This window comes from Arthrobacter sp. UYP6, from assembly GCF_040547315.1.
Lineage (GTDB): Bacteria > Actinomycetota > Actinomycetes > Actinomycetales > Micrococcaceae > Arthrobacter_B.
Genome location: NZ_JBEPPM010000001.1, coordinates 73,553 through 99,532 on the forward strand (window position 1 = coordinate 73,553; position 25,980 = coordinate 99,532).

Consider the following 25,980-nt stretch of genomic DNA (forward strand, 5'->3'; position numbering starts at 1 on the left):
CTAATAAGAGAAACATCTGTGTCCTATTGGTGGGTTTCCCGCCGGGCCGGACGATAGACCCAAGCAGCTGGAGCCCCTCCCGTGAAAAACACCACTAAGTCCCGCCTTGTCGCCGGGACCGTATTCGCTTCCCTCCTTGCCCTGAGTGCCTGCGGATCAGAAACCGCCGTCACCGCTGATGCCGCCGCAGAGCCGGCCAACATCACGGTTGACCACGCCCAGGGAAGCACCGAGGTTCCGGTGAATCCGGAGACCGTGTACACCTTTGACCTGGGCGCGCTGGACACCTTGGATGCACTCGACGTTGACGTCGACGGTGTCCCTGCCGCCAACTTCCCCGAGAGCCTCTCCAAGTACGCCGGCGATGAGTACGCAAAAATCGGCTCCATGAAGGAGCCGGACTTCGAGGCGATCAGCGAAGGCGCCCCGGACCTGATCATCATTTCCGGGCGCGTTGCGGGCTCGTATGAGGAGCTCAGCAAGATCGCCCCCACCATCGACCTCAGCGTCGACGCCGCTGATTCCATGAACTCCTTCAAGGAAGCGGCCGGTACGCTGGGCCGGATCTTCGAGAAGGAAGACATCGTTGACGAGAAACTCGCAACCATCGATGAGCGCATCGGGGAAACCAAGACAGCTGCCGCAGACGCCGGCACCGGCCTGATCGTCATGACCAGCGGCGGCGAGATGACGGCCTACGGCGCCGGCTCCCGCTTCGGCATCATCCATGACGTCCTTGGCGTCACGCCGGTGGCCGAGATCAAGTCCGAGGGTTCACACGGCGAGTCCATTACCGCCGAGTACATTGCCACCCAGAATCCCGACCACCTGTTCGTGATCGACCGCGACATTGCCGTGGGCGAGAGCGGCGAAGCCGCCTCGGCTGTCATGGACAACGAACTGGTTGACGGCACCACGGCCGCCAAGAACGGCAACATCACGATGCTGGATGCCCCGAGCTGGTACCTCGTGGGATACGGACTGAACAACGTGGACAGCATGATTTCCGCTGTTCAGGACGCCGTTTCCTAACCGACCTTTTCACCGTTGGGGTTCCGGCGTCCGCGCCCGAACCCCAACGAGACCGGACAGAACCATGAGCGCCGCCGCCGTGCCCGCACCCAGCCAGGCTCCTCCCCCAGCCCAGCTTCCACCCGCCGCTGCCGTTCCCGCCCGACGACGGCGGCTTCCGCGTACCGCAATAAGCCTCGCCCTGGGTGCCGCCGCGGTCCTGGTCCTTGCGGTGGCCAGCATGTTCACTGGAGTCAGCGACGTTTCGCTGGCATCGCTGCTGGCAGGAGACCCAGTCTCCTGGCAGGTCCTGTGGGTCAGCCGGGTCCCCCGCACCCTCAGCGTCATCCTCGCGGGCATGGCACTCAGCGTGGCCGGGTTGATCATGCAGCTGATGGCCCGCAACAAATTCGTGGAACCGGGCACCGTCGGCACCGTGGAATCGGCATCGCTGGGCATCCTGGTGGTTACCGTCCTGCTTCCGGGCGCTTCGCTGATGATGAAAATGTCCACGGCCACACTGTTTGCCATGGCCGGAACCGCCCTCTTCCTGCTCATCCTGCGCCGCCTGCCGCTGCGCAACACGCTCCTGGTCCCACTGGTGGGCATCATGCTTGGCGGGGTCATTTCCGCCGTCACCACCTTCTTCGCCTACCGTACCGATTTGCTGCAGACCCTGAACAGCTGGATGGTGGGCGACTTTTCCGGTGTCCTGCGCGGCCGCTATGAGCTGTTGTGGATCGTCGGGATCCTCACCGTGATCGGTTACCTGGCGGCGGATCGCTTTACGGTGGCCGGCATGGGCGCGGACTTCACCACCAACCTGGGTTTGAACTACAACCGCGTGATGGCCCTGGGCCTGGTGATCGTTTCGCTGATCAGCGCCGTCGTCGTGGTCAGCGTGGGGTCCATTCCGTTCCTGGGCCTGATAGTTCCCAATCTGGTGTCATTGCTGATCGGCGATAATGTCCGGCGGGCCGTGCCTTGGGTGGCAATCTTTGGCGCCGGGTTTGTGCTGGCCTGCGACATCATCGGGCGCACCATCCGCTACCCGTATGAAATTCCGGTGGGCGTGATCGTCTCCGCCATCGGCAGCGTCCTCTTCCTGTACCTGCTCCTGCGAAAGCGTGCTTCCCGTGGCTAAATCCGGTACCGACGCCCCCGCAAGCCCGCTTCCCACGGCGCTGCACTCCTCCCGCAGGCACCCCGTGCGCTCCCTGCCGCCGAAATTCTGGATCATCTCACTCGGGATTGCGGCTGCCGCCCTGGTGGCCCTCTTTATGACCATTGAGCTGCGCGGAAACCTCGGCTATATTCTGCCCCGGCGCGCTATCAAGGTGGCGTCGATGATCCTGGTGGCCTATGCCGTGGGCGTGTCCACTGTCCTTTTCCAGACAGTGACCGGCAACCGGATCCTGACGCCGTCGATCATGGGCTTCGACGCCCTTTACATCCTCCTGCAGGCGGTGCTGGTCTTTGCCCTGGGCGGGCAGGCCGTCCTCACCATGTCCGAACCGGTGCGCTTTGTCACCGAAATCGTGCTGATGGTGGGCTTCTCGTTCCTGCTCTACCGCTGGCTGTTCACCGGAGGCGGCAAGTCCCTGCACCTGATGCTGCTGGTGGGCATCATTTTCGGCACCATGTTCCGGGGCTTTTCCTCACTGCTCCAGCGGCTGATCGACCCCAGTGAGTTCATCATCCTGCAGGACCTGTTCTTCGCGTCCTTCAACAACGTGGACGGCGCGCTGCTGGGATACTCAGCGGTCGCCGTCGCACTGGTCAGCATCATGGCCTGGCGGATGCGCAGCTCCTTCGATGTGCTGGCACTGGGCCGGGACACCGCCGTCAACCTTGGCGTGGACCACACGAAGGCCGTCACCGTCACTCTGGTTATCTGTTCTGTCCTGGTTGCCGTCTCCACCGCCCTGGTGGGTCCGGTCACGTTCTTCGGCCTGCTGGTGGCCTCGCTGGCCTACCAGCTGTGCTCCCACTTCCGACACACAGCGGTGCTGCCCATCGCCGTCCTGCTGGGAATCATCGCCCTGGTGGGCGGCCAGCTGGTCCTGGAACGCATCTTCGCGTTCGACACCGCGCTGAGCATCGTGATCGAGTTTGTGGGCGGCATCGTCTTCCTTATCCTGCTGCTGAGAGGCAACGTCAAATGATCTCCGTAACCGGCGTCTCCAAGTCCTACAACAGCCAGGTGGTGGTCGACGGCGTCAGCGCCGACATCAAAGAAGGCGGCATCACTTCCATCATCGGACCCAACGGCGCCGGGAAATCAACACTGCTCTCGATGATCTCCCGCCTGCTGCGCATGGACAGCGGCTCCGTCCTCGTGGACGGCTTGGATGTCACAGCCACCCCCGGTAAGGAGCTGGCGCGGAAACTGGCCATCCTCCGCCAGGATAACCAGCTGACCGTCCGCCTCACCGTCCGTGATCTGGTGGGGTTTGGCCGGTACCCGCACAACGGCGGCCGGCCCACCAGCGCGGACAAAGCGTTTATCGACGAAGCCATGGCGTACCTGGACCTGACCGCTCTGGCGGACAGATTTGTCGATGAGCTCTCCGGCGGCCAGCGCCAGCGGGCCTTCATTGCCATGGTGCTGGCGCAGGGAACCGACTACCTGCTGCTTGACGAGCCGTTGAACAACCTGGATATGAAGCACTCGGTGGAGATGATGCGCCTGCTGCGCCGGCTGACTGACGACTTCGGCAAAACCGTGGTGCTGGTCATCCACGACATCAACTTTGCCTCCTGCTACTCCGATGACATCATCGCCATGCGGGACGGCCAGCTGATCCATCAGGGCCCCCCGGCGAAAATCATGCAGCCCGACGTACTCCGCGACATCTACGACATCGACATCCGCATCGAAGAGATCGACGGCAACCGGATCGGCGTCTACTTCGCCTAGCGGCCCGGGTTCACCTAGCCGTTAAAGCCCGGCACCTCGGGCAGCAGGAGCGGAATCCCCTCCACCGACGCATGGATGAACCGGACCAGTACGTCCCAAACAACCGCCGAAGACATCGGCTCCAGGCGGACGCTGCCTCCTGGACCCGGGGAGAGCCGATAGTGTCCGGCACGTGCAGCATTCACCCAGCCGAACCAGCCGCCGGTTTCCTGGTTCACTATCTGCCATTCGGTCCAGGGCTGCTCCCACATCCGGAGAACCTCGCTCCCGGGGTCCTTAGGCGGGCATGTACCGGCGGCGCCGATCCTGGCCTCGTAATGGTCCATCGTGAGCACCAGGGGCTCATGCGGGATGCTCCAGGCAGGAGCGAGCCCCGCCCATCCCGCAATCAGTCCGGGAACCATGCCGGCCGGCACCAGCTGCACTGCGAGGTCATCCGGGTCCGGCCCGGTTTCAGTGACCTTTCCCCACCCGCCGCCAATCCAGGCCTGCAGCACAGACCCGCCTTCCGCTCTCCGGGCTTCCAGCAGGAACGACGCATCACTCTGCCGCACCGGCAGCAGGAACTCTTCGCCGGCTGCGGTCAGGGTGCCTTCCCCGGTCAGCAGTCCTGCAGCCTGCAGCTGCACTGCAGCCGGGTTCTTCCGCTGGAACCGGCCCAGCCGGTCCCGGTGCATCAGGGTGTCGAACAGTTCCAGCGACGGAATGGAGATAATGCGCCCGGTGTTCCGGCACGGCTGTTCCCCTGCCACGGCGCCAAGGTCTTCCACTGCGGTACCGGCCCATGCCGAGGCCGCATCATCAAGGCGGGGCTCCCGCGGAGCAATACTGTCCAGATCGCCGCTGGCCAGTCCCCGCGAAACGCCTCCGGCAGCTTCAGCTGCAGCTTCCGTCTCCCCGTTTTCAGGCCGCCCAAGGAGAGCGGCATCAATCCGTTGGTCTTGAATCATTTGTTCAAACAAGAGCTTCATTCCCGGATGCTGCCCCACGGTGTAGCTGCAGCTTCCTTCCACCATCCAGCCGTCCGTCTCCCAGATCCAGCGGTCCACGCACACCGGGTGAGGACCCACCCGGTGAACAAACCTCTGCCGGCGGCCAGGACCTTCTGCAACGGCTCTGCCCCCGTTTGGGCGCCAGAGCTCATGGGAGATAATCCGCGGGTCGCGCAGCTGCTGCAGAGCGGAGGCAAGGGCGGCTGTGGCGTATCTGGCAATAGAGGCCCCATTCGCCCGTTCCCACCGCAGCACCATATTGGGCCGGAAGACGCCGTCCGGAACCCGGGGATGCTCCACGGCCAGCATCCTCTGACCCGCTTCTCTGATCTCCCAGCCGTCAGGACACGGCAGCAGGAAGGCGCCCAGACGTTCGGGGATCAAGCCTGCAGCAACGGCGGTCATGACGGGGCTCCTCCGCGGGAAATGAGCCGGTCCCGCTCCCTCATCCATTTGGGCCGCAGGAACCTGGGGATCCACAGCCAGGTGAGCATCCCGATACCCTGCGCCAGGAACATCACAAGGGTGTACGGAACCAGGATGAAATCACTTGCATCCTCCACAAACTTGACCCCGGCAATCAGCATGATCCACAGGCCCAGGAAGATGCAGGAAACCGAGCGCCGACCCACAGAAGACTTGTCCGTGGCCAGGAGCCCCCGGACCATATTCGTATGGGCCAGAATTCCCCCTGCAAACAGAATCAGCCCCCATGGGAAGGTGATCGCGAATAAAAACCAATAATTTGTTCCGTCGTCCACGGCTATCGCCTTTCCAGGGTGGTGTTCCGGTTCTAACGGGCTAGCTGTCTTTCTGGGCTAGCTGCTAGCTGCCAAAGAGCCTCTTCCAGCAGTGGGCAGCAGCCTCCACAGCGGCATCCGTTCCCTGCCGCACTGCCCTGCCCGCATCGGAATCCATCAGATCGGATTCCATCAAGCCGTCAACGGCTCCCATCACGGAGTCTGCGAGCGCGTCTTTGATGGTGCGCCCGCCCAGGCCTTCGAACCGGATGGACGTAACCGCTGAAAGTCCCAGGCCGATTCCGGCACCTACCAGCGCTCCGGCCGGACCGCCGATCGAGCTCCCAATCAGGGCGCCGGCCCCGGCGGCGGCAAGGTCAAGGCCCGCCTTCGTTCCGCCCTTCACCGCGCCCATGGCATTGGCCCGTTCCTCCAGCTCTTCCGGATCCATGCCGGGATGCCTCTGAAGCAGCTCGTTGTACGCGTCCTGGCGCTCGTCGGCAACGGTAAATGCGGCAGTCACCGGCGCCAGCATCCCGCCGCCCAGTTTGAAACCCATGGCTGTCCTGGTCAGATTCCTCCATCCGCCACTGGGAGGCGCCCACTTGGAGCTGTTCGCGTCCACCCGGTTCCGGTACGCCGTGCTGTTTTGATACAGCAGCGGGTTGGCCCTGGGCCGGAGCGCGAGCACGTTCACGGAGATGAGCTTCCACTGTCCGTCGCGCAGCCACCGGCCCCGCGTCATGTGCCGGATCCGTTCGCCGGGCGTCTCGTAGCGGATGTACAGGGGAACGGGCGTTGGAACTTTCACGACTGTCTGCCGTGAGGAAGGGATCTTGGCCAGATGACCCGCAGCCGTTGCGGCCACCGCGCCCGGCAGGTCGGTGACGAGGTTCACGTAGGTGTCCTCCCCCTGGACCACGGCCTTCAGTCTGGCCGCTGTTTCGTCCTCAAGAAGGGTGTAGCTGCGGTCCAGAACCATCGCCTTATCGGCTACGTTCCGCAACAGAAGATCCGAGGAAGGAAGCAGTCCGCCGGGCCCGGCTGAAGATCCTTCTGCCCCTTCCTGCGCCTCCCGGCGTGCGGAATGGATTTCCGCCATCAAGGCGTCCCGCTGCACCATGAGGGCCCGAATTCCCTCAGCGAATTCTGCCAGTACGCCGCTTGCCTGGTCAGCGGTCTGAGCCAGCAGCCGCGCGTGGGGCGTGACCGTACCGAATGCTTCCTGGAGTTCCCCGGCGCCGGCACCGGAATAATCCGCATTCAGCTGCGCCCACACGGCAGCGGCTCCCTCCACTCTGCGGCAATAGGCCTGTCCGCTTGACCCCAGGCCCGGAGCAGCGGCGGCTACTGCATCCGGCGAAGGCCAGGAGAAAAGCCCGGAGGTGTCAACGGACATCAACAAATCCCATACTGCCGTCCGCCGCAGCGGCCATTTCCTGATCCGCTGCCGCAATGATGTGCACTGCCTGACGGGCACCGGCCACGGCGTTGCCGATCCGGGTTTCGGCGGCCTGGGCCTGCAGCAGCAGAGTGTTTTGCCACAGGTCTTCCAAAGCCCGCACCACGGCCCCCGATCCGCCGGAGCATGCCCCCTGAGCGTCAGCCATCCTGCTCTGCAGCGTCGACAGTGCCGCCCTTCGGTCAGTGTCTTCCTCCACCCTGGCGAGAGTGCGTGCGCACCCCGCGGCATTGACGCTGTAACTACCCAGCGGCATGGTCCCCACTCCCCTCGGTACGTCCCTGTCCTGCCTCTGAACCTAAAGGGCGGCCAAGGGTCCGTCCATAAGCAGGACTACCCGGTGCATAACTTCTTCCCGCTCTTTTCGACGGGTGAAGGCACTAAAGGGGACCCGCCGGCAGGAGTATGGCGCATCCCCATTGCGGCTCGCCGCGTGCGCCTCTTAGCGTGGGTCTTCGGTCAACTGGCCAGGCACACTGAGGAAGGTCTTCCATGGAGCCCAAACTGCGCGTCGTCATTCAGCTCGACATTGACCTCCGGCAGGTACTGCTGGTGGTGCGGGGCAGAGTCACCGAGCAGAACTGCAGGGTGCTGTATGTGCTTGCCCGCCGGGCAAATGCCACCCTTCCCGGCCTGAACGTGGTGTTGGACCTCCGTCATGCCACCAGTACGCCCGAGGCGCTCTCGGGGCTTCGCCGCAGTTCCGAGACCGGTGCGTTTCCCCTGCTGACGGGGTACGCCGAGGAGGCGCTGGCTCCTCGGCAGCTGAGCATTCTGGCCCCGGCCGCCTGAGACGCCATCGGCACCTGCCGATCTACCTACTCCGCCTCCGTCTGCTGGCCGTCGGCAGCCCCCACCAGATTCTCCATCCGCCGGTTGGGAATCAGCCAGAGCGCCGCCACCGCGGCGTAGCCCGCCAGCCGGCTGTCCGTCCCTTCCCGCCGGAGCAGTGCGTACTGCAGGATGCTGAACGCCACGGCTGCCAGCATAAGGTTCAGCCCGTACACCAGCACCGGAACCCGGGCAAAGCCTGATTTATCCATCCACCGTGTGAAGAACGGGATCAGCGCAAGCCAGAACAGCAGGTGCAGGTTGGCCCACAGAATCCCCCCGGTCACCGACGCAGAAAGCTGCATCAGGTGGTGATGGTTGTTCCAATAAATCCCCACATAAATGAAGCTGAGCAGGTAACTCATGGAATTCCAGCACCATGATGGTGATGATGATGGCGAGGACCCCGTCGCTGAAGGCTTCCAGCCGTCCGGTCTTCACACCGGGGCACCGCCGGACGGCGTGGCCCTCACCCGGGCCAGCCGTGTCACGGCCTCGGTCAGCACCTGAGGGGAGCAGGCAAAGTTCAGGCGGGCAAAGCCGGTGCCCAGCCGGCCGAATCTTAGTCCGGGTTCCAGCGCCACCCGGGCCTGCTCCAGGGCCACCGCCGCGGGATCCTCGCCCCAGCCCAGACCACGGAAGTCCAGCCAGGCAAGGTAACCGGCCGCCGGCGGATGGTAGGCGACTTCCGGCAGCTCGGCTGCCAGCAGTTCGGCCAGCAGCATTCGGTTTTCCGCTAGCGAGGCGAGGACACCGGCCAGCCAGGGTCCGCCGTCGTCATAGGCCGCCACCGTGGCGTGCAGGCCCAGGATGGAGGTCCGGGCGGCAACTTCATCGGGCATGGAATCCAGCTGCAGGCGGGTCCGGTCGCTGGAGGCCACCATGAGCGCGCACTTGGTCCCGGCGATGTTCCACGCCTTACTGGCTGCCGTGACACAGAGGCCGAACTCCCGCGCCGCATCGGAGACGGAGAGGTAGGGCGTGAAGTCTCCCGGTTCATAGGCCAGCGGTGCATGGATTTCATCGCTGATCACCGCCACGCCGTATTTCGCGGACAGATCGGCCACGGCACGAAGGGTTTCCACCGAGTGCATCAGTCCCAGCGGATTGTGCGGATTGCACAGCAGCAGGGCGTCGGCGCCCCGGGCAAAAGCTTGTTCCAGCGCCGGCAGATCCAGCTGCCAGCCCGTTCCGGTCAGCAGTAGCGGAACCTCCACCGCTGAGGCTTCGGCTTCGGGCGGAAGTTCGTAGAAGGGCGGATAGACCGGCGGAGTAACCACCACCGAACCGTCCATGGGAACGGTCTGGCGCAGGCATTCAACAATGGCCACACTGACATCAGTGGTGACCCTCACATCGTCCGGATTGACCGCCCAGCCCCATGTTCGCCCGGCGTACCGGGAAAACGCCGCGGCAACCGGCTCCGGCCCGGCAATGTAGCCGGTGTCCGAGGCCAGGACCCTGCTGATAATGGCCTGCTGCACGGGTTCGGCCAGCGGATAGTCCATTTCCGCCACGAACAGCGGCAGAACATCAGCCGGGTAGGTCTGCCATTTGTAGCTGGTGCGCGCACGCAGTGCGGACAGCGGCTCGGCCGCGATCTTCGTCATGCCGCCCAACCTACAGCTAACGCGCCCGGCGGCAGAAGAACTAGGCTGGTAGGCATGCCGGATACCTCCCTTGCCCATGTCCTGACGTCCGAAGGTTGGGAACTGCTGAACTCCCTGGGCCCGTATCTGGAGTCCGAGTCCTTCAAGCTGAACACCGACCTGCGCAAGGCCGGGCACTCCCCCGATGTTGTTGCCGCCGTCCTCACCCAGGCGAAACTGCGGATGAAGGCGCGGACCAAGTTCGGCCCGTTTGCCGAGCACATGCTGTTTACGGCGCCGGGGCTGGAGCAGGCCACCCGCCTGAACGTGGCGGCCCTGCACGCCCAGCGCTACGTGCAGGCGGGCCTGGAAAAGGTAGCGGACCTGGGGTGCGGCATTGGCGCCGATTCCCTGGCGCTGGCCACCCTGGACCGGCAGGTCACCGCCGTCGAGCTTGATGAAATCACGGCAGCCGCTGCCACCATCAACCTCATGCCCTGGCCCAATGCGAAGGTGGTCCAGGGTGCTGCCGAGGACTTTGACCTGGACGGGTTCGACGGCGTGTGGCTGGATCCGGCGCGGCGCACCACGTCCAGCTCGGGGACTACGCGGATTTTCGATCCGGAGGCCTTCTCCCCGCCGCTGTCCTTCGTGGAATCCCTCGCCGACCGCGGCCTGCCGGTGGGCGTGAAGATGGGCCCGGGCATCCCGCACGAGGCCCTGCCGGCGAATTGCGAAGCGCAGTGGGTCTCAGTGGACGGCGACGTCACCGAGGCTACCCTGTGGTTTAACGCCCTGCGCCGCGAGGGCGTCCGCCGGGCGGCGCTGGTGATCGGCTCCAACGGCGCGGCGGAGCTGACCTCCCCCCAGGACTACGTTCCCGGCGGCGAAGACGTGGCCGTGGGGCCCGTGGACGCCTACCTGTACGAGCCCGACGGCGCCGTGATCCGCGCGGGGCTCGTCGCCGACGTCGCGCGCTCCCTCGGCGGTCACCTGCTGGACGAACACATCGCCTATATTGGTGCGCCCGAGCTGTTGGAAACCCCGTTTGCCCGGGCCTACAAAGTGCTGGAAGTTCGCCCGTACAACGTCAAGGCACTCAAGGCCTGGGTCAAGGCCAACGGGATTGGCGTCCTGGACATCAAGAAACGCGGCATGTCGGTGACGCCCGAAGAGCTTCGCAAGCAGCTGCTCACCGGCTCCGGCAAGGGCCCCCATAAGGCCACCCTCGTGCTGACTCGCCTGGGCGAGGACCGCGTGGCCATTGTGGTGGAACCCGTGGCTCCGCTGATCGCCGAGTAGGCCCGCCCGCGCGCGGCCCGCCTCCGGTCTAGGGCTCGGCGCGCGAGAACGCGCTGGCCGCCCGGACCTGCTCCGGTGTTGGCCGGACCCCGGTGTAGAGCACAAACTGTTCCTCCGCCTGGATCGCGATCACTTCGGCACCGGTGATGACCGTTTTACCGGCGGCGCTGGCCGCGCTGATCAGCGGCGTCTCGGAGGGCAGCGCGACGACGTCGAACACGGTCCGGGCTGCGGCCAGTGCTGCGTCAGAGAAGGCCTGGACGGCTTCGTGTTCTCCGGCCATCCCCAGCGGAGTGACATTGATGATCAGGTCCGCCGTGCTGTCGCCGGTCTCAGGCCGCCAGTTGAAGTCATACAGGTCGGCGAGCGCCCGGCCGGCCGCCTCGTTGCGGGCCACAATGGTGACGTCAGAGAATCCGGCGTCCCGCAGTGCCGCCGCAACGGCCTTGGCCATACCGCCCGATCCCCGGAGCAGCACCGACCAGGAGGCCGGCACGTGGTGGTCATCCAGCAGCCGGGCGATAGCCAGATAGTCGGTGTTGTACGCGGTGAGGACGCCGTCGTCGTTCACTATGGTGTTCACCGATTTGATGGCCTGCGCCGACGGATCCATCCGGTCCACCAGCGCAATGACCTCTTCTTTGAACGGCATGGAGACCGCACAGCCGCGGATCGGCAGGCCGCGCACACCGGCAATGGCCTGCGCCAGGTCCGCCGGGGCAAATGCTTTGTAGGCGTAGTTCAAGTTCAAGGCGTCATAGAGGTAATTGTGGAAGCGCGTGCCGATGTTGGACGGGCGTGCGGCCAGTGAAATGCACAGCGTCATGTCTTTATTCAGGATGGGCATCCTCCCATTATGGCCGCCCCCTGATTTCCTGTCCCGGCTCATGCACGGCATCCCCGTCTCCCGCCGCTAGGACGGAAGTCAGAGCAGCAGTCCCCCAGTGTGAGTGCGGCTGCGCGCCAGACCGTGGCAGAGCACATTGTGCTCGCATGCCACCTGAGTGACAAACCGGGTGCTGGCATGGGCGGCGAGCTGCTCGCACACCTGCCGTGCGGCCTCCGGCTGGAGATTGCTGTGGAACATTTTTGGAACCGTCCGCCCATGGCTCCCCCGGAATCCAATCCACTTCTGGAAGCAGCGCGCTGCGCTGCGGCGGACGTCGGCCTTCAGCTGCGGGATGTGTCGGTCGGCGGGGCCAGCGACGCAAACTTCGTAGCAGCCCTGGGCATACCCGTCCTGTGCGGGCTGGGCGCGGTGGGGGGCGGCGCACACGCACGCACTGAACACATCAGGCTGGATGCAGTCCCGGTGCGGACTGCGCTAGCGGCAGGGACCCTGTCCCGGTTAGTGGACGGCATCCCCGCCTCCCGCGGCTAGGATTGAACCGGGTTCTCAAGCGCTTTCGATGCGGGACCGAGTTCCTTCAACGGTTACGTATACAGCAGGAGACAGTTTGCACATCGGTTTCGCCCAGTCGGCACAGTCAACCCTTGGCGTTGAATGGGAGCTGGCCCTTGTTGACCGGGACACCGGAGATCTGGTGTCGGTGGCGGATGAGGTCCTGCGCGGCGTCAGCGCCGCCCACCCGGGGATTAGCGAAGATGATGAGCATCCGCACATCAAACAGGAGCTGCTCGAAAACACCGTTGAGCTGGTGACCGGCATCTGCCACACAGTCGCAGATGCCAAGGCGGACCTGACCCGGTCCCTTGAGGCACTGCGCCGCGTTACGGACCCCATGGGCGTTGAGCTGTTCTGCTCCGGTTCCCATCCCTTCAGCGCCCCGCGCTCACAGCCGGTGACTGACAAGGAACGCTACGCAAAGCTGATTGACCGCACACAGTGGTGGGGCCAGCAGATGCTGATCTACGGGGTGCATGTCCATGTGGGCCTGGACAGCCGGGAAAAGGTGCTGCCGGTTCTGGACGGGCTGGTCAACTACTTCCCGCACTTCCAGGCCCTGTCCGCTTCCTCCCCGTTCTGGTCCGGCGAGGACACCGGCTACGCCTCCCAGCGCGCCCTGATGTTCCAGCAGCTGCCAACGGCCGGCCTGCCGTTCCAATTTGGTTCCTGGGCTGAGTACGAGTCCTATGTGCAGGACATGTTCACCACCGGAGTCATCGACTCGATTAGTGAAATCCGCTGGGACATCCGCCCGGTACCGGGACTGGGCACCATTGAAATGCGCATTTGCGACGGCATGGCCACCATTGAGGACGTGGGCGCCCTGGCCGCACTTACCCAGTGTCTGGTGGACGAGTTTTCCACCATCCTGGAAAACGGCGGGACCATTCCCACCATGCCGCCCTGGCATGTACAGGAAAACAAGTGGCGCGCCGCCCGCTACGGACTGGATGCCATCATCATCCTGGATGCAGCCGGCAACGAGAAGCTGGTCACGGATCATCTGCTGGAGGATGTACTGCCCCGCCTTGCTCCTGTAGCGGAGAAGCTCGGCTGTTCCGCCGAGCTGGCAGACGTGGCGTCGATCATTGAGCGCGGCGCCGGGTATCAGCGCCAGCGCCGGGTTGCCGCCGAAAACGGCGGGGATCTGCGCGCGGTGGTCCAGGACGGCATCCGGCAGCTGCGCGGCGAGGCCTGAGGGGTCTTCTCGCTCGTCGAGTGTCGGCCTAATGCCGTTCCGCCCCGTCGAGTGTCGAGACGATGCCACTCTCAGCCACGCAATTCGGCATCGCCGCGACACTCGACGGCGGAATTCGGCATCGCCGCGACACTCGACGCCGTGGCTTCGGCCCGGACGGCGGCTCCGACCTCAGCTTCGGACGGCGCCTCCGACCTCAACTTCGGCTCCGACTTCGGCACCGGGGGAAGCTAGCCGCGCCGGCCCAGCTGGGCGAGGATGCGGGTTTGCCGGTCCGCATTCGCGGGAGCAGCAAGCGGTCCCTGGCAGATTCCGTCCGTATACAGCTGATCGCCGAAACCGGCGATGGCTGCATCCAGCTCGTCCATCTCGGAATCCGAGAAGACCCGGTCCGCACCGGTTCCGGCGAGGATGTCCCATCCGTGCACCAGCATGTCGAACCCGTAAAAATCGTTCAGCGTACTGCCAACCGATGTAGGCCCGAACCAGCCCTCAAACCGCAGCCCTGCCACATCGGGATCTGAGAGCAGATCAGCCACATTCCCCCGGTGGTCCCGCCACGCCGCCGCGGGGTTACCCGCATCGGGCGGTGGGCCAAGGCGCATTCCGTGCCGGGCGAAAAACTCCCGCTGGGTATCGATCAGGTGCAGCACCACGTCCGCCCTGCTCCAGCCGGGGCAGGCGGACTGACCCGCCCACTGCTCAGCTGTGAGCTCCCCGATCGATTCCGTCAGGGGTGCGCTGGTGTCGAGATACTTGGTTTTGGCGCCGGGCGCCATCGGATCAGGCATGACGTTCCTTCGATAGGCAGTTGCCGCAGGTTCCGTCAATATAGCTCCACCGCCGCCGCAGCCGAAGATGCTGCGGCACTTCGACGCCGCTGAGTTAGAGATGGATGCTGGTCACCGGCATTGACGGATCCGGCGCAAATCCGATTCCGGACGGTTCGGCACCGGCCATCACCACTTGGGCTCCCAGCGCTGCCACCATGGCACCGTTGTCGGTGCACAGCGAGATGGGCGGCACCCGCAGGGAGATGCCCTTGGCCGCGCAGCGCTGCTTCGTGAGCTCGCGAAGTCGGGAATTGGCGGCCACTCCCCCACCCAGAAGGAGGTTCGTGATGCCGTGTTCCGTGCAGGCAAGGACCGCCTTGGCCGTGATGACGTCCACTACGGCCTCCTGGAAGGAGGCGGCAATGTCCGCCACGGGTAGTTCCTCGCCGGCAGCTTCATAGGCTTCGACGCAGCGGGCCACTGCGGTCTTCAACCCCGAGAAAGACCAGTCGTAGCGGTGCGGCCCGGGCTCCTCGGCGGAGCCCATGTACTTGGGCTGGGTCAGTCCGCGGGGAAAACGGATGGCCTTGGGGTTTCCCTGCCGTGCCAGCTTGTCGATGGCAGGTCCGCCGGGATAACCCAGCCCGAGAATGCGGGCCACCTTGTCATAGGCCTCGCCGGCGGCGTCGTCGATGGTGGAACCGAGCAGCCGCACGTCACCGGTCAGCGACTTCACGCTCAGGATCTCGGTATGGCCGCCGGAGACCAGCAGGGCGCCGAGATTGTCCGGCAACTCACCGCCGTCGAGCACTCCCACCCCCACATGGGCCACCAGATGATTGATCGCGTACAGCGGCTTGCCGGTGGCAACGGCAAGCGCCTTTGCGGCGCAGACCCCCACCATCAGCGCACCGGCCAGTCCGGGGCCGGAGGTCACGGCGATGGCATCGATCTCCGCCAGGGTCACCCCGGCGTCATCCAAGGCCTGCTGCAGCGTGGGCACAAAGGCATCCAGATGGGCGCGGGAGGCAATTTCCGGAATGACGCCGCCAAAGCGGACGTGTTCGTCCATGGAGGAGGACACCGTGTTAGTCAGCAGTGTGTCCCCACGGACAATACCGACGCCGGTTTCGTCACAGGATGATTCGATGCCAAGCACCAGGGGGTCGGTGCGGTTCATTTCCCGTCCTTCGTTGTTGCGCGCGGAGACCCGTTCCAGATGGAAAGGTCCAGCCGCATGATCAGTGCGTCGGCGCCGTCGCGGTAGTAGCGCGGCCGAGTATGGATCTGCTCAAATCCGAACCAGCGGTAGAGCCGCTGGGCACGGGGGTTGTCCGCGCGCACCTCCAGCAGCACGTCGTCCGCGCCGCGGGTTTTGGCCTCCTCGATGAGCGTGGCCAGCAAGGCAGACCCTATCCCGGTGCCTTCGGCCTCAGGCGCCACGGCGATCGTCTGCACATCAGCGATCGGCAGGACGCACATCAGCCCGGCATAGCCGATCACCGCGCCGCCGGCGTCCTCGGCGACATAGTAGGAGCGTGTGTCGGTCTGGTTCAGCTCGTCATAGAACATCTGCAGCGGCCAGGCGTCCACCGGAAAGAGCGCCCGTTCCAGGGCGTCCACTGCCGCTATGTCATCAAAGGTCATGGGCCGGATCGCCGGGGCACCCGACGGTTCGTTGCGGCTCATAGAGCGCGCTTCCGCGGTCCGGGCACCTTGGCGTCGGATTCCCGGAGGTACAGCGGCGTGGTGTCCAGCAGCGGAAGTCCGCGGACCAGGCGCACGACGGCGGTGCGGCCCAGGGCTTCGGCCGTGGGCTGGGTACCGGCGAAGTCGGCGACGCAGCGCAGCACTTCGGGGTACAGGCCCGCACCGGCACCGTAGGCGGGCAGATCCGGCACGTCCGCCGGATCGCTCACGAACGGGCCGGCCAGGAGCTCGGCGGTTCCGCCGGTGCTGCGGTAGTGCGCCCAGTACACTTCTTTGCGCCGGGCGTCGGTGGCCACGACAAATTCGTCGATCCTCAGGCGCCAGGCATCCAGGGCCGCATCAACAGCAAGGGCATCCAGGCTCATGACTCCGTGGACGGGCTTGTTCCAGGCGAAGCCAAGGGTCCGGGCTGTGGCGATGCCCGAACGCAGTCCCGTGAACGGCCCGGGACCCACCCCCACCACTACGGCGTCAAGGTCAGCGGAGGTGACGCCCGCGGTGGTCATCACCTCGGAGATGCCCGGTGCCAGCACTTCGGCGTGGGAACGGGTGTCCTCCGTGGCGAACGCTGCCAGGATCTCCCCTTCCCCGGTCAACAGTGCCGCACTGGCGATGGCTGAGGTATCAATGGAGAGAATAAGCACGGTGTCTATTTTACGTCTCCTTGGGGTGCCCGTTTTCCGCAGCTGCATGGCCGGGCAGGGCAGCAACTCAGGCGAGGCGCTTGTGCTTCCACCGCGGACCATAGGCGGCCATGCGGATCACCCGCTCTTCGTCGGGATCGTCGTCGTAGTCAAAGCGGGGCCAGGCAGTCCCCTGTCCCCCGCCGGCGTCCTGCATCTGCGCAGAGCCGCCGCCTGTGGGACGCAGCAGCGTGATCTCCAGCCGGCTTTCAGCCAGATGCTCCACCAGTCCCCGCCCCCACTCCACAACGGTGACCGAGGTATCCATCGTGTTTTCCAGGTCAATGTCGTCAATCTCACCGCTGGAGCCGAGCCGGTAGGCGTCAACATGCACCAAATCCGGCCCTTTTGTGAGGCTGGGATGGATCCGGACCAGGACAAAGGTCGGGGAGATGATCCCTGGACGGACGCCCAGTCCGCGGCCCAGTCCCTGGGTGAAAGTGGTTTTCCCGGCCCCGAGTTCACCGGTCAGCAGCAGCAGGTCACCGGCGGCCAGCAGGCGGCCAAGCTTTTCCGCCACGGCCTGCGTCTGCAGGGCATCAGTGGTTCGGATTTCCTCTTCCCACACGGGTACGGCCGCCCCGCGCGCGGTTTCCCCACTCATGCTTCTGCCGTTTCGGAGTCCGTATACGTCCGCTGAACCCGCGAGCTGATACGCGTGATGATCTCGTAGTTGATGCTGCCGCAGGCGTCGGCCCATTCGTCCACTGAAGGCATTCCGACTCCGCCGAACAGCACGGCCTCCCTGCCCACCAGGTCTTTGCCGGTGCCGGCAATTCCGGTGGTCTTGAGATCAATGACCATTTGGTCCATGGCGATCCGCCCCACCACGGGGTAGACAGTTCCGTCCACCCAGACCGGGCCGCCGGTGCCTACCCGCGGAACGCCGTCGGCATAGCCCAGCGGAACCAGCGCCAGTGTGGTGGGCTCGGGCGTCGAGTAGTGCAGCCCATAGGAGACGCCCTGACCAGCCGGGACTTCCTTGCAGTTGGCAATAGTGGTCTTCAGAGTCATGGCCGGACGCAGGCCCAGCTCCGCCGGTGCCTGTCCGGGGAAGGGCGAGAGGCCGTAGAGGCCCAGTCCCACCCGCACCATGTCAAAGTGGGAATCGGGACGGGACAGCGCAGCCGGCGTATTGGCGATGTGCCGCACTTCGTGATCAACTCCGGCGTCTTCAGCCACGGCGACGGCGGTGCGGAACTTCTCCAGCTGCTGGTCGGTCTCGGGACGGTCCGGTTCATCGGCTACGGAGAAGTGGGAGAAGATGCCTACAACACGCAGCAGTCCCTCTTCCTGATAAGCCAGGGCACGGCCTACAAAGGCTTCCCATTTGTCCGGCGGGCAGCCGTTGCGGCCAAGCCCGGTGTCAATCTTCAGGTGCACCCGTGCCGGAATCTGCAGTTTCCGTGCGGCCGCCACCACGGATTCCAGTTCCCAGCCGGAAAGACCCAAATCGATGTCGGCGGCAACCGCGTCGGCGAACGGGCTGTCCACTGTGTGTAGCCAGGCCAGGACCGGGGCTGAAATTCCTGCGCTGCGCAGCGCCACGGCCTCGGTAATGTGGGCGACGCCGAGCCAGGAGGCCCCGGCGTCCAGAGCTGTCCGCGCCACCTGCTCGGCACCGTGGCCGTACGCATCTGCCTTGACAACTGCCATCACGCGCGCCGGACTCACCAGCTGGACGAGGTGACGGACATTGTGCCGAACTGCGGCCAGATCGATGAGGGCCCGGCGTTCGGCGGGGGGAGGAGCTTGTTGGTCATTCACCAGACCATTCTTTCACTCGCCGCAGGCGAACACGTTCCGGACCGTTCCAGCCGCCGCGCTCCCGCCTCGCTCCCGCCTCGCTCCCCCGCGGTCCCGGCTAACCAAGGCGGCTGCAACCGCCGGTGACGGTTGCAGCCGTGCCGCGGTCAGGCTTCCAGTGCGGAGGCCCATAGGTTGATGTCGGATTCCACCGCGTATTTGTCGATGGTCTTCAATTCCTCCGCCGTGAAGCCGAGGTTATTCACTGCCGCAAGGCTGTCCTCAAGCTGCCGGACGCTGGAGGCGCCCACCAGTGCGGACGTGATCGAGCCGCCGCCGGTCTGCGGGCGAAGGACCCAGGCAATGGCCATCTGGGCCAGGGTCTGGCCGCGGGACTCCGCCAGGTCATTCAAGGCCCGGACGCGCCGAAGGTTGTCCTCGGAGAGCTGGGACTGATCCAGTGACTTGCCGGCCGCCGCACGCGAGTCTTCGGGCACGCCGTTCAGGTACTTGCCCGTGAGCAGGCCCTGGGCCAGCGGTGAGAACGCAATCGAACCCGCCCCCGCCGTTTGAAGTGCGGCGAACAGATTCGGATCCCCCTGCTCCACCCAGCGGTTCAGCATGGAATAGGAGGGCTGATGGATCAGCAGCGGTGTTCCCATGTCGCGCAGGATTCGCGCCGCTTCAAGCGTCTTCTCCGGGGAGTAGGACGAGATACCGGCGTAGAGGGCACGCCCGGAGCGCACAGCGGTGTCCAGTGCGCCCATGGTTTCCTCCAGCGGCGTTTCCGGATCGGGACGGTGGCTGTAGAAAATGTCCACATAGTCCAGGCCCATGCGGTCCAGTGACTGGTCCAGGCTGGCGAGCAGGTATTTGCGGGATCCCCAGTTACCGTACGGTCCCGGCCACATATCGTAGCCGGCCTTGGAGGAGATGATGAGTTCATCCCGGTAGGGGCGGAAGTCGTCTTTGAAGTGGCGGCCAAAGTTGGTTTCAGCCGCGCCGTACGGCGGACCGTAGTTGTTGGCCAGGTCAAAGTGGGTCACGCCCAGGTCAAATGCCCGGCGCAGGATGGCCCGCTGGGTCTGGAACGTCTTGTCGTCGCCGAAATTATGCCAAAGTCCAAGGGACACGGCGGGAAGATGCAGCCCGCTGCGCCCGACGCGGCGGTAGGGCATGGATTCGTAGCGGTCATCCGCGGCAATGTATGTCATGGGTTACATCCTGCCATTTCCCGCGGCCAGGACTGCCGCACCGTAACCGGGCAGCTGCACCGCATTACCATATAGCTCCACGGGTGCTGTCTGAAGCAGCGGCGTTGACGCCGCAAACGGAACCGGAATCTCCCGGTGGTCCTCAGAGAAATTGAGCACGACGGCGGTATCCCCACGCTGCAGGACCAGCCACCGACCCACTTCGTCATATTCCACCCTGATCTTGCGGAGATCGGGGTCCCTCAAATCGGAGCGTTCCTGGCGGAGGGCAAGCAGCTGCCGGTATAAGCCGCGCAGTTTCGCCTTCTCACCCTGTTGGGCTTCGGACCAGTCCAGCTTGGAGTTGGTGAACGTTGCCGGATCCTGCGGGTTGGGCACAGTGGCCGGGTCCCAGCCCATCCGCTCAAACTCCCGCAGCCGCCCTTCCGCCGTTGCCCGGCCCAGCTCCGGTTCAGGATGGGAGGTAAAGAACTGCCAGGGCGTGGAAGCGCCGAACTCCTCACCCATGAAGATCATGGGCGTAAACGGCGAGGTCAGGTTCAGCACCGAGGCCAGGGCAAGCTGTGGATAGGTGAGGGTGCCGCTCAGCCTGTCCCCGGCTGCCCGGTTGCCGATCTGGTCGTGGTTCTGCACGGCCACGACCAGCTGCCGGGCGCTAATCACGCCCTTGTCGATGGGCCGTCCGTGGCTGCGGCCGCGGAACGAGGAATAGCTTCCGTCATGGAAAAACCCGTCCCGCAGCACCTTGGCCAGTGCACTCAGCGAATCGAAGTCCTCGTAATAGCCGCCGTTTTCACCGGTGAGGTTGGTGTGGGCAGCATGGTGGAAGTCATCGGACCACTGGCCTTGAAGCCCGTCGCCGTTCAGGCGGCGCGGAGTGATCAGCCGGGGGTTGTTCAAGTCCGACTCGGCGATCAGGAACAGTGGCTTGTCCAGTTCCTCGGCACACTTTTCGGTTGCAGCGGCAATTTCTTCCAGGATGTGGATGGCCCGCTCATCGTGCAGGGCGTGCACGGCATCAAGACGAAGCCCGTCCACGTGGTAGTCACGGAACCACATCAGCACGTTGTCCACGATGTACTTCCGAACGGTGTCGGACAGGGGGCCGTCCAGGTTCACCGAGTCTCCCCAGGTGTTGGACTTGCCCTCGGTGAGGTAGGGCCCGAACAGAGGTAAATAGTTTCCGCTGGGCCCCAGGTGGTTGTACACCACGTCCTGGATCACCCCGATGCCGGCCTGGTGCGCGGCATCGACGAACCGCTGGTAGGCCTCGGGCCCGCCGTACGATTCCTGGACGGCGTACCAGAGCACACCGTCGTATCCCCAGTTGTGGGTTCCGTTGAAGGCGTTCACCGGCAGCAGCTCCACAAAGCGCACGCCCAGGTCCACCAGGTAATCCAGCTTCCCGATGGCCGCGTCCAGGGTCCCCTCCGGCGTGAACGTGCCAATGTGCAGCTCATAGATGGCGCCGCCATCCAAACCGGGCGATTTCCAATCCGCGTCATGCCACTGGTATTGGTCCGGGTCGAAAGTGCGCGACAGCGCATGGACGCCCTCTGGCTGCCGCCGGGACCGGGGATCCGGAATCGGCCTCTCGGCGTCGTCGATCAGGTACCCGTAGTCGATGTCACCGGTGAGTTCGGCGTGCTGGGCATGCCACCAGCCGTTTTCGCCGCAGGTCATGGACAGCTTGCGGCCGTCTGCCAGCAGGGTCACAGTGCTGGCTTTGGGCGCCCACACCTCAAAATTGGTCCTCATTCGCTGTCCTCCCGAACGAGCAGTGCCACCGGATATGTGTCAAAAAGATCAACAGCAGCCAGCCGGCCGCTGCACTTGCGGATCCGGCCTGTGAGCACGTCGCGGTAGATTCCAGCATCGAGTGCGACGGCGGTGTCCCGCCATCCGCCCATGCTCTCCAGCTTCAGCGGCAGGCGGGTCGTCAGGGTGATGGCTCCGCCGCGGTCGAATCCGAAGAGGTGCTGCGCCGCCGGTCCTTCAATGACTACCGGAAGGTAACGGCTGAACAGCTCCGGGCGTCCGCGCTTGAGCTGCAGCGCCCGGGCAACCAGCGCCAGCTTGGCTGCCGCGTCTTCGTCAACGGCCGGGGACATGGCGTTCTCGTCGGCAGCGGAGAGTGACGCCGCCACCTGCCGTCGTCGCACAAAGTCCACCTCGCGCCGGTTGTCCGGGTCCACCAGGGAGCGGTCCCAGAACTCGGTGCCCTGATAGACGTCGGGCACCCCGGGCATGGTCAGCTGCAGGAGCTTGGCCGCGAGGGAATTCGAGTACCCGGCGCTGCGGATCCGCTCCACCAGGGAAGTAATGAGGGCGTTGATCTCGGGATGGTCGAAGGCAGCGTCGACGGCGGCGTGCATCCGGTCCTCGAACTCGGCGTTGGGTGCGGTCCACCGGGTGCTCGCGCCTGCTTCACGCGAGGCTTTTTCAGCGTAAGCATGGGCCCGTTCCCGGCTGAGCGGCCAGGCGCCGATGATGCCCTGCCAGAGCAGGTTCGCCATCGATCCGTCACCCATGGGCGCCAGGGCCTCCAAGGTGGAGAACGCTTTGCTCCACTCGCCGGGGATCTCCGAGAGGACCGAGATCCGCGCGCGGGTGTCTTCGCTGCGCTTGGTGTCGTGGGTGGTCAGCGCGGTCATGGCGGCCGGCTGTTCCAGCTGCCGGCGCAGCAGCCGCGTGTGCAGCTCTGCGGGTGCCACCGCAAAATGCGCCGGATCGGCGCCCACCTCGTTCAGGGAGGTGAGTCGGGAGTACCGGTAAAAGGCGGTGTCTTCCACCCCTTTGGCCATCACCATGCCGGAGGTCTGCTGGAAGCGCACCGCCAGCTCCCCCAGACTTTGCCGGGGTACCGCATCCGTTCCGCCGGATGTGAGCGGGTTCAACAGCCCATGCAGGGTGCCCAGGGCAGCACCCAGATCCGGCCGGCGGACCGTGGCCGCGATGACGGCCTCGGTCAGATAGTCCGCTCCTTCAGGGAGGTAGCTACGGTAGACCGGAAAACAGGCCAGCAGTTCCGCCAGCGCATCCGCTGCGGTCTCCGGATCAAGTCCGGAATCCGCAGGCAGCAGCCGCACCAGGCGCTGCACTTCGGAATGCAGCAGCTTATCGGCGATACCGCGTTTGGTGCCGTGGATCATGTCCGCGTACGGTTCCGTAGGCACCAGGGCCGTGAGGGTTTCCTCGCCGGCCGGGTCCACGAAGAGCCGGTCAACGTCCGCCAGCGCGTCGTAGCCGGTGGTTCCTTCCGTTTCCCAGTCCGCCGGCAGTTTTTCGCCGGGTTCCAGGATTTTTTCCACCAGAATGTACGCACCGTTGGTCAGCTTCCGCAGCCGGGCCAGGTAGCCCTTGGGATCGGCCAGCCCGTCCGGATGGTCAATGCGCAGCCCGTCCACGAGTCCCTCCTCGAACCAGCGCCGTACCTCAGCGTGCGCTTCTTCGAAGACCCAGGGCTCCTCGACCCGGATCCCGGCAAGGGTGTTAACGCCGAAGAACCGGCGGTAGTTCAGCTCGTTGTCAGCCCGGCGCCAGTTCACCAGTTCATAGTGCTGGCGGGCGTGGACTTCCTGTGCTGAATCTCCGTGGGCGTACGTTCCCTCGGCCACCGGGAGCCGGTGGCCGTAATAATGCAGTTCGCCGCCGGCCAGCTTCAGCTGCGCCAGCTCGTTGTCGCCGTCGCCGAGGATGGGCAGCCGAACCTTACCGTCCGCTGCGTCCCAGTCGATGTCGAAGGCCTGCGCATACCGGGAGGCACGTCCCTTTTCCAGGACGGACCACCACCACTGGTTGGAGGCCGGCGTTGCGATGCCCATATGGTTGGGCACAATGTCCACCAGCACCCCCATGCCGGCCGCATGCGCCGCTTCCGACAGCGCCTGCAGCCCTTCAGCTCCGCCGCGGGCGGGGTCTACCGCGGAGGTGTCAACGACGTCGTACCCGTGGTCCGATCCTTCCTCGGCCGTCAGGATGGGCGAGAGATAGATCCAGTCCACCCCGAGGTCCGCCAGGTACGGGACCAGGTCTGCGGCGTCGAACAGGGTAAACGAGGGGCGGATCTGCAGCCGGTAGGTGGAGTACGGAGTCCTCACCCGTCAACCTCTGGGCTCTGGGCCTTCGATCCGGCCAGTGCCGCCAGGGACGCAGCTACGGAGTGATCGTGCTCCACTTCCTCCTCATGGGCGCGCAGCACCACCATGGACTTGGCCGCCACTGTGATCTGGCTATCGGCCGGAATCGGGGCGGAGTCAGCGTATTCCCCTGCCGTGTCGATGACTTCGTCCCACATGGGCGCGTATTCCTTGGCGGGAACGCTCACCACAACGTCCTCATCGTGGGCGTTGAAGTAGAGCAGGAAGTTCCGGTCCACGATTCGCTGCCCGCGGGCATCCTTGCCTGAAATACCCTGGCCATTGAGGAAGACGCCCAGGGAGCGGCTCACCGGGGTGTCCCAGTCATCCGGGGACATGGGGGTGCCGTCTTCGGTCAGCCATTCGATATCCGGGAGGGCCTCGCCTTCCCCCCGGCGCACCGGCCGACCGTCGAAGAACCGCCGGCGGCGGAACGTCGGGTGTTCGGCGCGAAGGGTGTTCACGGCCGCGGTGAATTCCATCAGCGGCGTGTCCATCGCCTCCCAGTTGATCCAGCTCAGTTCGGAGTCCTGGGCGTAGGTGTTGTTGTTGCCCTGCTGCGTGCGGCCCAGCTCGTCACCGTGGGCGATCATCGGTACGCCCTGCGAAAGCAGCAGGGTGGCGAGGAAGTTCCGTTGCTGGCGGGCACGCAGGGACAGGACAGCGGGATCGTCAGTGGGGCCCTCCACACCGCAGTTCCAGGAACGGTTGTGGGATTCGCCGTCGTTGTTGTCTTCGCCGTTGGCCTCGTTGTGCTTTTCGTTGTAAGACACCAGATCATGCAGCGTGAAACCGTCATGGGCGGTGACAAAGTTGATTGAGGCCACCGGGCGGCGCGCGGAGGACTCATAGAGGTCCGCGGAGCCGGTGATGCGGGAGGCGAATTCACCCAGCGTGGAGGGTTCTCCGCGCCAGAAATCGCGCACGGTATCGCGGTATTTGCCGTTCCACTCCGTCCACTGCGGAGGGAAGTTACCCACCTGGTAGCCGCCGGGGCCAATATCCCAGGGCTCTGCGATGAGCTTTACCTGAGAGACCACGGGATCCTGCTGCACCAGTTCGAAGAAGGTGGAGAGCCGGTCCACGTCGTAGAACTCCCGGGCCAGGGTGGAGGCCAGATCAAAGCGGAACCCGTCCACGTGCATCTCCGTCACCCAGTAGCGCAGGGAGTCCATGAGCAGCTGCAGCGAATGCGGGTTGCCCACGTTCAGCGAATTACCGGTGCCCGTGTAGTCCATGTAGTACCGCTTGTCGTCATCCATCAGCCGGTAGTAGGCCTGGTTGTCGATACCGCGGAAGGACAGGGTGGGGCCCAGATGGTTGCCCTCGGCCGTGTGGTTATAGACCACATCCAGAATCACTTCGATGCCGGCCAGGTGCAGGGCACGGACCATGGCTTTGAATTCCTGGACCTGCTGGCCCTTGTCGCCCGTGGCGCTGTAAGTATTCTGCGGAGCGAAAAAGCCGATGGTGTTGTAGCCCCAGTAGTTGGAGAGCCCCTTCTCCTGGAGCGTGGAGTCATTGACAAACTGATGCACGGGCATCAGCTCAATGGCCGTGATGCCCAGCTTCTGCAGGTGCGCAATGACCGCGGGGTGGGAAACGCCGGCATAGGTTCCCCGCTGTTCCTCGGGGACATCGGGATGCCGCTCGGTCAGGCCCTTGACGTGGGCCTCGTAGATCACCGAACGGTGGTAGGGAATCTTGGGCTTGCGGTCGCCATCCCAGTCGAAGAAGGGATTGATGACCACGCCCATCATCATGTGCGGGGCGGAATCCTCGTCATTGCGCGAGTTCTCGTCCCCGAAGTTGTAGCCGAACAATGCCTGGTCCCAGTCAATCTCACCGGACACGGCCTTGGCATAGGGGTCCAGCAGGAGTTTGTTGGGATTGCAGCGGTTGCCGTTCTCCGGATCATACGGCCCGTCCACCCGGTATCCGTATTTCTGGCCGGGCTGGACGTGGGGCAGATAACAGTGCCAGACGTAACCGTCCACCTCGGTGAGGCTCACACACTGTTCAGCACCGTCGTCGTCGTACAGGCAAAGCGTGACGGAATCCGCAACTTCGCTGTACAGCGCAAAGTTGGTGCCGTTTCCGTCAAAGGTAGCGCCCAGCGGATAGGCATCTCCCGGCCAAACTTCCATGTAGAGCTCCTGACTAGTTCCAGATGACAACAAAAAGAATAGTATGTCTACTTACTTTTCTACCTCAGGCCGGGCCAAGCATTAAACGGACCGGATTACTACTCCCGTCCGGAAT

Annotated in this window: 24 protein-coding genes and 1 pseudogene; 8 read left to right on the forward strand and 17 right to left on the reverse strand. The window is 64.7% G+C overall.

Going from position 1 to position 25,980, the window contains the following annotated elements:
* Positions 1 to 81 precede the first annotated feature (81 nt).
* The 4 genes from ABIB35_RS00350 to ABIB35_RS00365 all read left to right on the forward strand — a co-directional run bounded on the left by ABIB35_RS00350 (position 82) and on the right by ABIB35_RS00365 (position 3,931).
* On the forward strand, positions 82 to 1,032 hold the full coding sequence (locus tag ABIB35_RS00350) for a siderophore ABC transporter substrate-binding protein (protein ID WP_354177964.1): 951 nt from the start codon (positions 82 to 84) through the stop codon (positions 1,030 to 1,032).
* A gap of 64 nt (positions 1,033 to 1,096) precedes the next feature.
* Positions 1,097 to 2,155, forward strand: coding sequence for an ABC transporter permease (locus ABIB35_RS00355; protein WP_354177966.1), 1,059 nt, complete (start codon positions 1,097 to 1,099; stop codon positions 2,153 to 2,155).
* Complete coding sequence (locus ABIB35_RS00360) at positions 2,148 to 3,176, forward strand: iron chelate uptake ABC transporter family permease subunit (protein WP_354177967.1); 1,029 nt, start codon at positions 2,148 to 2,150, stop codon at positions 3,174 to 3,176. Before ABIB35_RS00355 ends, ABIB35_RS00360 begins: the two co-directional genes overlap by 8 nt.
* Positions 3,173 to 3,931 (forward strand): iron ABC transporter ATP-binding protein, encoded by a 759-nt coding sequence (locus tag ABIB35_RS00365; RefSeq protein WP_354177969.1) that lies wholly within the window; start codon positions 3,173 to 3,175, stop codon positions 3,929 to 3,931. The genes ABIB35_RS00360 and ABIB35_RS00365 overlap by 4 nt, the downstream gene beginning before the upstream one ends.
* A 14-nt stretch (positions 3,932 to 3,945) precedes the next feature.
* Here the strand turns inward: ABIB35_RS00365 and ABIB35_RS00370 are convergent, their stop codons facing one another.
* The 4 genes from ABIB35_RS00370 to ABIB35_RS00385 all read right to left on the reverse strand — a co-directional run bounded on the left by ABIB35_RS00370 (position 3,946) and on the right by ABIB35_RS00385 (position 7,381).
* The gene (locus tag ABIB35_RS00370; protein ID WP_354177970.1) at positions 3,946 to 5,328 is read right to left on the reverse strand and encodes a hypothetical protein; all 1,383 of its coding nucleotides are present in this window, start codon (positions 5,326 to 5,328) and stop codon (positions 3,946 to 3,948) included.
* Complete coding sequence (locus ABIB35_RS00375) at positions 5,325 to 5,684, reverse strand: hypothetical protein (protein ID WP_354177971.1); 360 nt, start codon at positions 5,682 to 5,684, stop codon at positions 5,325 to 5,327. Before ABIB35_RS00375 ends, ABIB35_RS00370 begins: the two co-directional genes overlap by 4 nt.
* 64 nt (positions 5,685 to 5,748) lie before the next feature.
* Positions 5,749 to 7,062 carry a hypothetical protein gene (locus ABIB35_RS00380; RefSeq protein WP_354177973.1) on the reverse strand — a complete coding sequence of 438 codons (1,314 nt, stop codon included), beginning with the start codon at positions 7,060 to 7,062 and terminating at the stop codon, positions 5,749 to 5,751.
* On the reverse strand, positions 7,052 to 7,381 hold the full coding sequence (locus ABIB35_RS00385) for a hypothetical protein (protein ID WP_354177975.1): 330 nt from the start codon (positions 7,379 to 7,381) through the stop codon (positions 7,052 to 7,054). The genes ABIB35_RS00380 and ABIB35_RS00385 overlap by 11 nt, the downstream gene beginning before the upstream one ends.
* A gap of 236 nt (positions 7,382 to 7,617) precedes the next feature.
* Here ABIB35_RS00385 and ABIB35_RS00390 point away from each other — a divergent pair, with 236 nt between their 5' ends.
* A complete protein-coding gene (locus ABIB35_RS00390) occupies positions 7,618 to 7,917 on the forward strand; it encodes a hypothetical protein (RefSeq protein ID WP_354177977.1) in 300 nt (99 codons plus the stop codon).
* A gap of 26 nt (positions 7,918 to 7,943) precedes the next feature.
* Here the strand turns inward: ABIB35_RS00390 and ABIB35_RS00395 are convergent.
* A pseudogene (locus ABIB35_RS00395) lies at positions 7,944 to 8,337 on the reverse strand (TMEM175 family protein).
* A 56-nt stretch (positions 8,338 to 8,393) separates the two neighbouring features.
* Entirely contained in the window at positions 8,394 to 9,566 is a 1,173-nt protein-coding gene (locus ABIB35_RS00400) for a MalY/PatB family protein (RefSeq protein ID WP_354177979.1), read from the reverse strand.
* Between the two features lie 54 nt (positions 9,567 to 9,620).
* Between ABIB35_RS00400 and ABIB35_RS00405 the strand changes: the two genes are divergently transcribed.
* A complete protein-coding gene (locus ABIB35_RS00405) occupies positions 9,621 to 10,847 on the forward strand; it encodes a THUMP-like domain-containing protein (protein ID WP_354177981.1) in 1,227 nt (408 codons plus the stop codon).
* A 28-nt stretch (positions 10,848 to 10,875) separates the two neighbouring features.
* Here the strand turns inward: ABIB35_RS00405 and ABIB35_RS00410 are convergent, their stop codons facing one another.
* Positions 10,876 to 11,694: a shikimate 5-dehydrogenase gene (locus tag ABIB35_RS00410; protein ID WP_354177983.1), complete on the reverse strand. Its 819-nt coding sequence runs from the start codon at positions 11,692 to 11,694 to the stop codon at positions 10,876 to 10,878.
* Positions 11,695 to 11,793: 99 nt separating this feature from the next.
* Between ABIB35_RS00410 and ABIB35_RS00415 the strand changes: the two genes are divergently transcribed.
* Together ABIB35_RS00415 and ABIB35_RS00420 are read left to right on the forward strand one after the other, a co-directional pair.
* Complete coding sequence (locus ABIB35_RS00415; RefSeq protein WP_354177984.1) at positions 11,794 to 12,228, forward strand: M20/M25/M40 family metallo-hydrolase; 435 nt, start codon at positions 11,794 to 11,796, stop codon at positions 12,226 to 12,228.
* Between the two features lie 76 nt (positions 12,229 to 12,304).
* Positions 12,305 to 13,453 (forward strand): glutamate--cysteine ligase, encoded by a 1,149-nt coding sequence (locus tag ABIB35_RS00420; RefSeq protein ID WP_354177986.1) that lies wholly within the window; start codon positions 12,305 to 12,307, stop codon positions 13,451 to 13,453.
* A gap of 230 nt (positions 13,454 to 13,683) precedes the next feature.
* Here ABIB35_RS00420 and ABIB35_RS00425 read toward each other — a convergent pair whose 3' ends face one another.
* From ABIB35_RS00425 to glgX, 10 genes are all read right to left on the reverse strand, one after another.
* Positions 13,684 to 14,244 carry a maleylpyruvate isomerase family mycothiol-dependent enzyme gene (locus ABIB35_RS00425; RefSeq protein ID WP_354177988.1) on the reverse strand — a complete coding sequence of 187 codons (561 nt, stop codon included), beginning with the start codon at positions 14,242 to 14,244 and terminating at the stop codon, positions 13,684 to 13,686.
* A gap of 94 nt (positions 14,245 to 14,338) precedes the next feature.
* Positions 14,339 to 15,406, reverse strand: a complete 1,068-nt coding sequence (gene tsaD / locus ABIB35_RS00430; protein ID WP_354177990.1) for a tRNA (adenosine(37)-N6)-threonylcarbamoyltransferase complex transferase subunit TsaD — start codon at positions 15,404 to 15,406, stop codon at positions 14,339 to 14,341.
* Complete coding sequence (gene rimI, locus ABIB35_RS00435; protein WP_354177991.1) at positions 15,403 to 15,915, reverse strand: ribosomal protein S18-alanine N-acetyltransferase; 513 nt, start codon at positions 15,913 to 15,915, stop codon at positions 15,403 to 15,405. The genes tsaD and rimI overlap by 4 nt, the downstream gene beginning before the upstream one ends.
* Positions 15,912 to 16,580: a tRNA (adenosine(37)-N6)-threonylcarbamoyltransferase complex dimerization subunit type 1 TsaB gene (tsaB, locus tag ABIB35_RS00440; protein WP_354177993.1), complete on the reverse strand. Its 669-nt coding sequence runs from the start codon at positions 16,578 to 16,580 to the stop codon at positions 15,912 to 15,914. Before tsaB ends, rimI begins: the two co-directional genes overlap by 4 nt.
* Positions 16,581 to 16,647: 67 nt before the next feature.
* Complete coding sequence (gene tsaE, locus ABIB35_RS00445; RefSeq protein WP_354177995.1) at positions 16,648 to 17,223, reverse strand: tRNA (adenosine(37)-N6)-threonylcarbamoyltransferase complex ATPase subunit type 1 TsaE; 576 nt, start codon at positions 17,221 to 17,223, stop codon at positions 16,648 to 16,650.
* The gene (gene alr / locus ABIB35_RS00450) at positions 17,220 to 18,386 is read right to left on the reverse strand and encodes an alanine racemase (RefSeq protein ID WP_354177997.1); all 1,167 of its coding nucleotides are present in this window, start codon (positions 18,384 to 18,386) and stop codon (positions 17,220 to 17,222) included. The genes tsaE and alr overlap by 4 nt, the downstream gene beginning before the upstream one ends.
* A 146-nt stretch (positions 18,387 to 18,532) precedes the next feature.
* Positions 18,533 to 19,579, reverse strand: a complete 1,047-nt coding sequence (gene mgrA, locus ABIB35_RS00455; RefSeq protein ID WP_354177999.1) for an L-glyceraldehyde 3-phosphate reductase — start codon at positions 19,577 to 19,579, stop codon at positions 18,533 to 18,535.
* A gap of 3 nt (positions 19,580 to 19,582) precedes the next feature.
* Entirely contained in the window at positions 19,583 to 21,337 is a 1,755-nt protein-coding gene (treZ, locus tag ABIB35_RS00460; protein ID WP_354178001.1) for a malto-oligosyltrehalose trehalohydrolase, read from the reverse strand.
* Positions 21,334 to 23,679: a malto-oligosyltrehalose synthase gene (treY, locus tag ABIB35_RS00465; protein WP_354178002.1), complete on the reverse strand. Its 2,346-nt coding sequence runs from the start codon at positions 23,677 to 23,679 to the stop codon at positions 21,334 to 21,336. The genes treZ and treY overlap by 4 nt, the downstream gene beginning before the upstream one ends.
* Positions 23,676 to 25,865, reverse strand: coding sequence for a glycogen debranching protein GlgX (glgX, locus tag ABIB35_RS00470; protein WP_354178004.1), 2,190 nt, complete (start codon positions 25,863 to 25,865; stop codon positions 23,676 to 23,678). The genes treY and glgX overlap by 4 nt, the downstream gene beginning before the upstream one ends.
* Between the last annotated feature and the right edge of the window lie 115 nt (positions 25,866 to 25,980).